General features: G+C 72.1%; 8 protein-coding genes. 7 read left to right on the plus strand and 1 reads right to left on the minus strand.

Going from position 1 to position 8981, the window contains the following annotated elements:
• Positions 1-40 precede the first annotated feature (40 nt).
• From H0H10_RS32975 to H0H10_RS33000, 6 genes are all read left to right on the plus strand, one after another.
• On the plus strand, positions 41-211 hold the full coding sequence (locus tag H0H10_RS32975) for a Trm112 family protein (RefSeq protein WP_007450268.1): 171 nt from the start codon (positions 41-43) through the stop codon (positions 209-211).
• Between the two features lie 249 nt (positions 212-460).
• Entirely contained in the window at positions 461-1588 is a 1128-nt protein-coding gene (locus H0H10_RS32980) for an SIS domain-containing protein (RefSeq protein WP_188184845.1), read from the plus strand.
• Positions 1589-1703: 115 nt separating this feature from the next.
• The gene (manA, locus tag H0H10_RS32985; protein WP_188184846.1) at positions 1704-2855 is read left to right on the plus strand and encodes a mannose-6-phosphate isomerase, class I; all 1152 of its coding nucleotides are present in this window, start codon (positions 1704-1706) and stop codon (positions 2853-2855) included.
• Positions 2856-2999: 144 nt separating this feature from the next.
• Positions 3000-3968: a cation diffusion facilitator family transporter gene (locus H0H10_RS32990; protein ID WP_188184847.1), complete on the plus strand. Its 969-nt coding sequence runs from the start codon at positions 3000-3002 to the stop codon at positions 3966-3968.
• A gap of 336 nt (positions 3969-4304) precedes the next feature.
• A complete protein-coding gene (gene ahcY / locus H0H10_RS32995; protein WP_188184848.1) occupies positions 4305-5762 on the plus strand; it encodes an adenosylhomocysteinase in 1458 nt (485 codons plus the stop codon).
• 169 nt (positions 5763-5931) lie between these two features.
• Positions 5932-6546 (plus strand): hypothetical protein, encoded by a 615-nt coding sequence (locus tag H0H10_RS33000; RefSeq protein WP_188184849.1) that lies wholly within the window; start codon positions 5932-5934, stop codon positions 6544-6546.
• Positions 6547-6578: 32 nt separating this feature from the next.
• Here H0H10_RS33000 and H0H10_RS33005 read toward each other — a convergent pair whose 3' ends face one another.
• Positions 6579-7571 (minus strand): RDD family protein, encoded by a 993-nt coding sequence (locus tag H0H10_RS33005; RefSeq protein ID WP_188184850.1) that lies wholly within the window; start codon positions 7569-7571, stop codon positions 6579-6581.
• A 130-nt stretch (positions 7572-7701) separates the two neighbouring features.
• Here H0H10_RS33005 and H0H10_RS33010 point away from each other — a divergent pair, with 130 nt between their 5' ends.
• Complete coding sequence (locus H0H10_RS33010) at positions 7702-8709, plus strand: stage II sporulation protein M (RefSeq protein ID WP_188184851.1); 1008 nt, start codon at positions 7702-7704, stop codon at positions 8707-8709.
• Positions 8710-8981 lie beyond the last annotated feature (272 nt).

Below are 8981 nucleotides of genomic sequence, written 5' to 3' on the forward strand. Positions count from 1 at the left end.
CACATCCGCACAGACCACGCCGCCCCCGAAGGGAACCCCCATGCCGCTCGAAGCCGGCCTCCTGGAGATCCTCGCCTGCCCGGCCTGCCACGCCCCCCTCAAGGAGCAGGACGCCGAGCTGATCTGCACCGGCCAGGACTGCGGCCTGGCGTACCCGGTGCGCGACGGCATCCCCGTCCTCCTCGTCGACGAGGCCCGCCGCCCCGAGTGACCGACCACCGGTGACCGGCAACGGCCGACCCGCGCTCGGTGACCAGTGACCGGGCCACCGGCAACGGCCGACCCGCCACCGGTGACCAGTGACTGGTGACCGTTGACCGGGACCGACCGCAGGTGGCAGCCACTGGGCACCCGGCAACGGGCAACCGCGACCGCTGACCGGCAACGGCCGACCACCACCGCGAAAGCGACCACCCGGCATCCGCTACTGACGACGCCCCGGCGATCGGAGACTGCCGCCATGCTCGACGAATCGCTGCTCGACGCCCCCGACGGGCTCGCCGAGGCCGACCGCCGTGGCCTGCTCCGCGGCGCCGCCGAGGCGGGCGCCCGCGTGCGCACCGCGGCCCGGCACGCCGCCGAGGCCGGCATCACCGGCCTGCGCCCGGACGGCCGCCCCCGCGCCGTCCTGATCGCCGGCCCCGGCGCAGCCGCCACCCACACCGCCGACCTCCTCGGCACGCTCGCCGGCGCCGGCAGCCCCGTCACCCGCCTGGCCCCCAGCGGCGTCGCCCCCGCCGCGGGCGCGCTGCGCTGGGAACTGCCCGGCTGGGCCGGCTCCGTGGACCTCCTGCTGATCGCCACGCCCGACGGCACCGAACCGGGCCTGTCCCTGCTCGTCGAGCAGGCGTACCGCCGCGGCTGCACGGTCGTCGCCGTGGCCCCCGCCGGTTCTCCGCTCAGCGAGTCGGTGAACGGCTCCCGCGGCCTGTTCGTGCCGATGGCGACCGCGCCCTACGACCAGGAGGAACCCGTCGCCGGCGCCGCCCCCGGCGTCCTGTGGGCGCTGCTCACCCCGCTGCTCGCGCTCCTGGACCGCACCGGCGTCCTCGACGCCCCGCCCGAGGCCCTGGAGAAGGTCGCCGACCGCCTCGACCAGGTCGCCGAACGCTGCGGGCCCGCCATCGCGACGTACAGCAACCCCGCCAAGACGCTGGCCGCCGAGCTCTTCGAGGCCCTGCCGGTCGTATGGACCGAGGGCACCTCGGCCGGCCCGGCGGGCCGCCGCTTCGCCGCCGCGCTCGCCGAGCTGTCCGGCACCCCCGCCGTCGTCGCCGAACTGCCCGAGGCGCTCGCCGCGCACGCCACCCTGCTCGCCGGCCGGCTCGCCGCGGGCGCCGACCCCGACGACTTCTTCCGCGACCGCGTCGAGGAGACACCCGCCCTGCACGCGCGCGTGGTGCTCCTGCGCGACCGGCCCATCGGCGGCCTCACCGCCGCCCCCGCCGCCCGGGACCTGGCCCTCAGCCACGACACGCCGATCAGCGAACTCGAGCCGGAGACGGGCGGCGAGCTGGAGACCCTCGCCGAACTGATCGCCATCACGGATTTCGCCGCCGTTTACCTGGCGCTCGCCTCGGGCGCCTGATCTCGTACGTACGGGAAGCACCTGATCTCGTACGCGCGGGAACACGCAACCGTACCGAGCCGCGCCCCGCGCCCACGCACCGCGCAACGCACCGAAGAACCGGCAGAGAGAGCCCATGGACCGCCTCGACAACACCGTCCGCCCCTACGCCTGGGGTTCCACCACCGCGATTCCCGAGCTGCTCGGGACCAAGCCGACCGGCGAACCGCAGGCGGAGATGTGGATGGGAGCCCACCCGGGCGCCCCCTCCCGCACCGGCCGGGGCACCCTGGCCGAGGTCATCGACGCCGACCCCGAGCGGGAACTGGGCCCCCTCGCCGTCGCCAAGTTCGGCCCCCGCCTGCCCTTCCTCCTCAAGCTCCTCGCCGCCGGCGCCCCGCTCTCCCTCCAGGTCCACCCCGACCTGCGGCAGGCCCAGGAGGGCTACGAGGACGAGGAGCGCCGCGGCGTCCCCGTGGACGCCCCGCACCGCAACTACAAGGACGCCAACCACAAGCCCGAACTGATCTGCGCCCTCACCGAGTTCGACGGCCTGTGCGGCTTCCGGAGCCCGGACGAGGCCGCCGGCCTGCTCGACGGACTCGGCGTCGCCTCCCTCAAGCCGTACGTCGACCTGCTGCACGCGCATCCCGAGGAGGCGGCCCTGCGCGAGGTCCTCACCGCGATCCTCGCCGCCGACCCCGAGGAGATGTCCCACACGGTCACCGAGGCCACGGCCGCCTGCACCCGGCTCGGCGGTGCCTACGCGCCCTACGCCGACATCGCCCACCACTACCCGGGCGACCCCGGCGTCATCGCCGCGATGCTCCTGAACCACGTCCGGCTCCAGCCCGGCGAGGCGCTCTTCCTCGGCGCGGGCGTCCCGCACGCCTACCTCAACGGCCTCGGCGTCGAGATCATGGCCAACTCCGACAACGTCCTGCGCTGCGGCCTGACCCCCAAGCACGTCGACATCCCCGAACTGCTGCGCATCGTCCGCTTCGAGGCCGGCGACCCCGGAATCCTGCGCCCGGAGGCGTCCCCCGACGGGGAAGAGGTCTACGAGACCCCGACCGACGAGTTCCGCCTGTCCCGGTACGTCCTTCCCGCGGGCGGCGCCTCCCACGACCTCACCCTCCCCCTCCCGCAGATCCTGCTCTGCACGGCGGGCACCGTCAGGGCGGGGGAGCACGAACTGACCCCGGGCTGGTCGGTCTTCGTCCCGGCGGGCGAGACGGCGGAGATCTCGGGGGCCGGCACGGTCTTCCGGGCCACCGTCCGCCTCTGACGCGGGCACGACATATCGGACCCGTGCGCCGACGCCGCACCGGGCTGCAACAATGGCCCACCGCAAAGGCCGGGCAAAGCCGATCAGCGGCCGGGTCCGGACGGCGTACCCAGGCAGACGAAAAGCGAAGGGACAACGCGGCACATGAGCGCGTCAGGCGGCACCAAGGCGATCGTGGCGGCACTTGCCGCCAACCTCGCGATCGCGGTAGCGAAATTCGTGGCGTTCCTCTTCAGCGGCTCGTCGTCGATGCTCGCCGAGTCCGTGCACTCGGTCGCGGACTCCGGCAACCAGGCGCTGCTGCTGGTCGGCGGCAAGCGCGCCCAGCGCGCGGCGACCCCGCAGCACCCCTTCGGCTACGGCCGCGAGCGGTACATCTACGCCTTCCTCGTCTCCATCGTGCTCTTCTCGGTCGGCGGCATGTTCGCCCTCTACGAGGGCTACGAGAAGATCAAGCACCCGCACGAGCTGGACCACTGGTACTGGCCGGTGGGCGTCCTGGTCTTCGCGATCATCGCCGAGTCCTTCTCCTTCCGGACGGCCATCAAGGAGTCCAACCACCTGCGGGGCGGGAAGTCCTGGAAGGAGTTCGTCCGCCACGCGAAGGCCCCCGAGCTGCCGGTCGTCCTGCTGGAGGACCTCGGCGCCCTCGTCGGCCTGATCCTCGCCCTCGGCGGCGTCGGCCTCGCCCTGCTCACCGGCGACGGCGTCTGGGACGGCATCGGCACCCTGTGCATCGGCGTCCTGCTCATCCTGATCGCACTCGTCCTGGCCGCGGAGACCAAGTCCCTGCTGCTCGGCGAGTCCGCGGGCGCCGAGGAGGTCGAGAAGATCGAGGCCGCGGCCGTCGACGCCGACACGGTCACCGGCGTCATCCACATGCGCACGCTCCACCTCGGCCCCGAGGAACTGCTCGTCGCCGCGAAGATCGCCGTCCGGCACGACGGCACCGCCACCGAGATCGCCTCCGCCATCGACGCCGCCGAGGCCCGCATCCGCGAGGCCGTCCCGATCGCCCGCGTCATCTACCTCGAACCGGACATCTACAGCGAGGCGGAGGCCGCCAAGGGCCCGGACCGCGAGGCGACGCCTGGCGGCCCGACCCCCCACTGACACGCGTCTGACCTCCGCCCACGGGGCCCGCCGAACCAACTCGGCGGGCCCCGTCGGCGTCGGCGGCCGCCCCTGTGACGCTTCGTGATCGGCCTGATGTCTTCGGAGGCGGACTGGGGACGGCAGGGCCCACCGGTGTAGCTTGGGACGGAGCCAGACGTCGCTGCTGATGGCGGTCGGGCGGCCCCAGCGCGGGCCGACCGAGGGAGAGAGGGCCTCCGACGGACTGCGCTGCGCGCACGCGGGCATGCCCGTGTCCTCTTCTGGGCACCCCTGTGTCCGCCGCCGCGCAGGTCAGCCGTACCCACCTCGACCCAACCCGAGGAGCAGCCCGTAATGACGACTGTCGACAACCGACAGGACTTCAAGGTCGCCGACCTCTCCCTGGCCGAGTTCGGCCGCAAGGAGATCACCCTCGCCGAGCACGAGATGCCCGGCCTGATGGCGATCCGCAAGGAGTACGCCGCCGCACAGCCCCTCGCCGGCGCCCGCGTCACCGGCTCCCTGCACATGACCGTGCAGACCGCCGTGCTCATCGAGACCCTGGTCGCGCTCGGCGCCCAGGTCCGCTGGGCCTCCTGCAACATCTTCTCCACCCAGGACCACGCCGCGGCCGCCATCGCCGTCGGCCCGAACGGCACGCCCGACAACCCGCAGGGCGTCCCGGTCTTCGCCTGGAAGGGCGAGACGCTGGAGGAGTACTGGTGGTGCACCGAGCAGGCCCTGACCTGGCCGGACAGCCCCACCGGCGGCCCGAACATGATCCTGGACGACGGCGGTGACGCCACCCTCCTCGTCCACAAGGGCGTCGAGTACGAGAAGGACGGCAAGGTCCCCTCGCCCGACACCGCCGAGTCCGACGAGCACCGCGTCATCCTCCAGCTGCTGACCCGCACCCTGGGCGAGAACCCCCAGAAGTGGACCCAGCTGGCGTCGGAGATCCGCGGCGTGACCGAGGAGACCACCACCGGCGTCCACCGCCTGTACGAGATGCAGCGCGAGGGCACCCTCCTGTTCCCGGCGATCAACGTCAACGACGCCGTCACCAAGTCGAAGTTCGACAACAAGTACGGCTGCCGCCACTCCCTCATCGACGGCATCAACCGTGCCACCGACACCCTGATCGGCGGCAAGACCGCGGTCGTCTGCGGCTACGGCGACGTGGGCAAGGGCTGCGCCGAGTCCCTGCGCGGACAGGGCGCCCGCGTGATCATCACCGAGATCGACCCGATCTGCGCGCTCCAGGCCGCGATGGACGGCTACCAGGTCACGACCCTCGACGAGGTCATCGACAAGGCCGACATCTTCGTCACCACGACGGGCAACAAGGACATCATCATGGCCTCGGACATGGCCAAGATGAAGCACCAGGCCATCGTCGGCAACATCGGCCACTTCGACAACGAGATCGACATGGCCGGCCTCGCCAAGATCCCCGGCATCGTCAAGGACGAGGTCAAGCCGCAGGTCCACACCTGGACCTTCCCCGACGGCAAGGTGATCATCGTCCTCTCCGAGGGCCGCCTGCTGAACCTGGGCAACGCCACCGGCCACCCGTCGTTCGTGATGTCCAACTCCTTCGCGGACCAGACGCTGGCCCAGATCGAGCTGTTCACCAAGCCCGACGAGTACCCGACCGACGTCTACGTGCTGCCCAAGCACCTCGACGAGAAGGTCGCCCGCCTCCACCTCGACGCGCTCGGCGTGAAGCTGACCACGCTCCGCCCCGAGCAGGCCGAATACATCGGCGTCAAGGTCGAGGGCCCGTACAAGCCGGACCACTACCGCTACTGAGACCGCGCCGCACACACAGCGGCTCACCGGCCCGCCGCGGAGCACGTCCGTGCACCGACGCGCTCCCCGGCGGCAGGTTCTCCGAGACAGGCCCCCGCACCCCCGTGCCGGGGGCCTGCCCCGTTGGCGGACCAGCGGCCGGACCACCCCGTCAGGACCCAGGACCCCCATGCCCCGCGGCCGTTATTCGCTCCACGATCCGCACGATCACACCCCCCTCGCAGAAGAACACTTCCAGTGCGCCCCCGGCCCCTCCGGCTGGCGCTACGTCTCCCAGCTGATCACGCCGACCGGCGACCACCACGGCTCCGTCGACCTCGCCCTCGACGAACTCGGCCGCCCCATCCGCCTCGAACTCCACGCCGCGAGCTGGCAGGTACGCGGCGCCGCCATCGACGGCGTCACCTGGGTCCGCACCGATCCGGCCGGCATCCACGCCACGGAAGGCAATGTGCGCGCCCACGCCTTCACCGGCACCTCCCCGGCCTTCCTGGTCGCCACCACCCGTCTCCTGCGCCTCACCCCCTCCGGATCCGCCACCCGTGTGCGCCTCGTCGCCTTCACGGACCCGGTCCTCGCCCCCCGCACCGTGGACCAGTCCTGGGCCTTGCTGAACAGAGAAGCACACGGCACTGACAACGGCCCGCTCATCGTGGACGAATACCAGGTCACAGCCCTGGACACGGGCGAGCAGCACACCGTCCACATCAGCGGCGACGTGGTGCTCGCCGCCCCCGGCATCGAGCTGGAGGACCTGGAGTCACCGCCGTCCGTGTTCCCGTGACCGGCACCGAGCCGGCCGGCGACGCGGCCCCGCTAGGCCGGTGGCGCGAACCCGGTGGACGAGCCACGGCCGGACGGGGCGTCCTCCGACCCCGCCGGCACCTCGGAGCCACGACCGGCACCCTGCCCGGGCGCCGGAGGCGTACCCACATGCGGTCCGGCCGGCCGGGCCGCCTGCTGCGGAGCTGCCGGCGGTATCGGTGAGGAAGCCCCCGGGGGCGTGGCCGCAGGCCCCCCATAGGCCACCGGCCCGGCCCCCGCACCGGCGGCCGCGGCGCCGCTCCCGAAGGCCCTCCGCGCCTCCCGGACCTGCCGTTCCTGCAGCACCGCCGCCAGGTACGCCGCCGGCGGAACACCCTGCGGTGCCGGAGACCCGGTCCGAGCCGCGACATCACCGGCCAGCCGCTCCGCCATGGCCCAGCCGACCTGGGGATCCAGCTGCCCCATCCGCGCCAGGTACTGACGCACGGCGAGCCACAGGTCGTCCGGGACCGCCGACAGATCGAGCCCCGAGAACCGGCCGGCGAGCCACGGGGGAGGAGGCGGCAGAAAACCCGCAGGTGCGACCGGCACCCGCTCCCGCACGACCAGAGTTCCCGCGAACACATCGCCGAGCCGCCGCCCACGCGCCGACACCAGCGACGCGATACAGGCCACCACACCGAACGTCGTCAGGATCTCGATCACCCCGATGAGGCCCCGCACCAGCGCGTGCCGGAAGCGGATCGGCCCGCCGTCGTCCCGCACCACACGCAGCCCGCAAGCCATCTTCCCGAGCGAACGCCCATGGCTGAGCGTCTCGACCGCGATCGGCACACCCACCAGCAGCAGGACGAACGCCGCGATGGACAGCGCCGTCTGCGCCGCCTCGTCCAGAGACGCCGTGGACGCCACCAGACCGATCGTGACCACCACGTAGAGGGCCACGGCCACCGCCAGATCGAGCAACACGGCCAGCGCCCTGCTGGGCAGCCTCGCCGGGCGCAGTTCCAGCGCCACCGCCTCGCCCGTCACCAGCTCGCTCACGCCTGCCGCCCTTCCCCTGACCTGCCCCCGACACGGCCAGTCTGCCAAGCTGAGGACGCACTGCGCCGCAGTAGTACGACAAGCTGATCCACGACGAGCCCCCGACGACAGCCGAGGAGCAGGCAGACCGATGGACCTCGACGTCTTCGTCTCCGCCCACCGAGCGGAGTGGGACCGCCTCGACGCCCTGCTCCGGCGCCGGCGCCGTCTGACGGGTGCCGAGACGGACGAACTCGTCGCCCTATACCAACGCACCGCCACGCACCTCTCGCTGATCCAGTCCAGCGCCCCCGACCCGCAGCTGACCGGACGGCTCAGTCAACTGGTGGCACGAGCGCGCAGTGCCGTGACCGGCACCAGGAGCGCCACATGGCGCGACGTCACCCGGTTCCTCACCCAGGGTTTCCCGGCCGCCGTCTACAGAGCACGTCACTGGTGGGTTCCCACCGCGCTGCTGTCCACCGCCGTCGCGGCCCTCCTGGGCTGGTGGATCGGCACGCACCCCGAGGTGCAGTCCACCATCGCCGCCCCCGCGGAACTGCGCGAGCTCACCCGCCCCGGCGGCCAGTACGAGACGTACTACTCGACCCATCCCGCGGCCTCCTTCGCCGCGCAGGTCTGGACGAACAACGCCTGGGCCGCCGCCCTGTGCCTGATCCTCGGCGTCTTCCTGGGCCTCCCGGTCATCTGGATCCTCTTCCAGAACATGCTCAACCTCGGCGTCGGCTTCGGACTCATGTCGTCGGCCGGCCGCCTCGACACCTTCCTCGGCCTCGTGCTCCCGCACGGCCTGCTCGAACTGACCGCCGTCTTCGTGGCCGCGGGGACCGGCTTGCGACTCGGCTGGACCCTGATCGACCCGGGCCCGCGCACCCGTCGCACCGCCCTCGCGGAGGAGGGGCGAGCCGCGATCGGCATGGCCATAGGCCTCGCCCTGGTGCTGTTCGTCTCGGGCGCCATCGAAGGCTTCGTCACCCCATCGGGCCTGCCCACGTGGGCCCGCATCACCATCGGAGTGCTGGCCGAGCTGGCCTTCCTCGCCTACGTCTACGTCCTGGGCCGACGCGCCGTGCGCGCCGGTGACACGGGGGACGTCGAGGCCGCCGAACGCAGCGCCACCGTGCCGACGGCCGCCTGATGTGCGCAGACGCCCGGTGAGCTGCTACTGTCCTCTTCGCCCCACAAGAGCCGTTGACACGGAGCGCGTGGGGAGGTAGATTCAAACAGTTGCCTGGAGATGGGGGCTACCCCCCGAGGGCAGGTTGAGAACCTATCTGCTTCCTGGATCATCGAATCCGAAGGAAGCCCCCCGATGAATCGGAATGAACGGCCGGTGAAACCGGCCCGGAACTTCTGATAAAGTCGGAACCGCCGGAAAGGGAAACGCGGAAGCGGGAACCTGGAAAGCAC

It is taken from the genome of Streptomyces griseicoloratus, from assembly GCF_014534645.1.
GTDB lineage: Bacteria > Actinomycetota > Actinomycetes > Streptomycetales > Streptomycetaceae > Streptomyces > Streptomyces griseicoloratus.

Coding starts and splice junctions, on each gene's coding strand:
- H0H10_RS32975 (WP_007450268.1), top strand. CDS start 41: ATGCCGCTCGAAGCCGGCCTCCTGGAGATCCTCGCCTGCCCGGCCTGC.
- H0H10_RS32980 (WP_188184845.1), top strand. CDS start 461: ATGCTCGACGAATCGCTGCTCGACGCCCCCGACGGGCTCGCCGAGGCC.
- manA (WP_188184846.1), top strand. CDS start 1,704: ATGGACCGCCTCGACAACACCGTCCGCCCCTACGCCTGGGGTTCCACC.
- H0H10_RS32990 (WP_188184847.1), top strand. CDS start 3,000: ATGAGCGCGTCAGGCGGCACCAAGGCGATCGTGGCGGCACTTGCCGCC.
- ahcY (WP_188184848.1), top strand. CDS start 4,305: ATGACGACTGTCGACAACCGACAGGACTTCAAGGTCGCCGACCTCTCC.
- H0H10_RS33000 (WP_188184849.1), top strand. CDS start 5,932: ATGCCCCGCGGCCGTTATTCGCTCCACGATCCGCACGATCACACCCCC.
- H0H10_RS33010 (WP_188184851.1), top strand. CDS start 7,702: ATGGACCTCGACGTCTTCGTCTCCGCCCACCGAGCGGAGTGGGACCGC.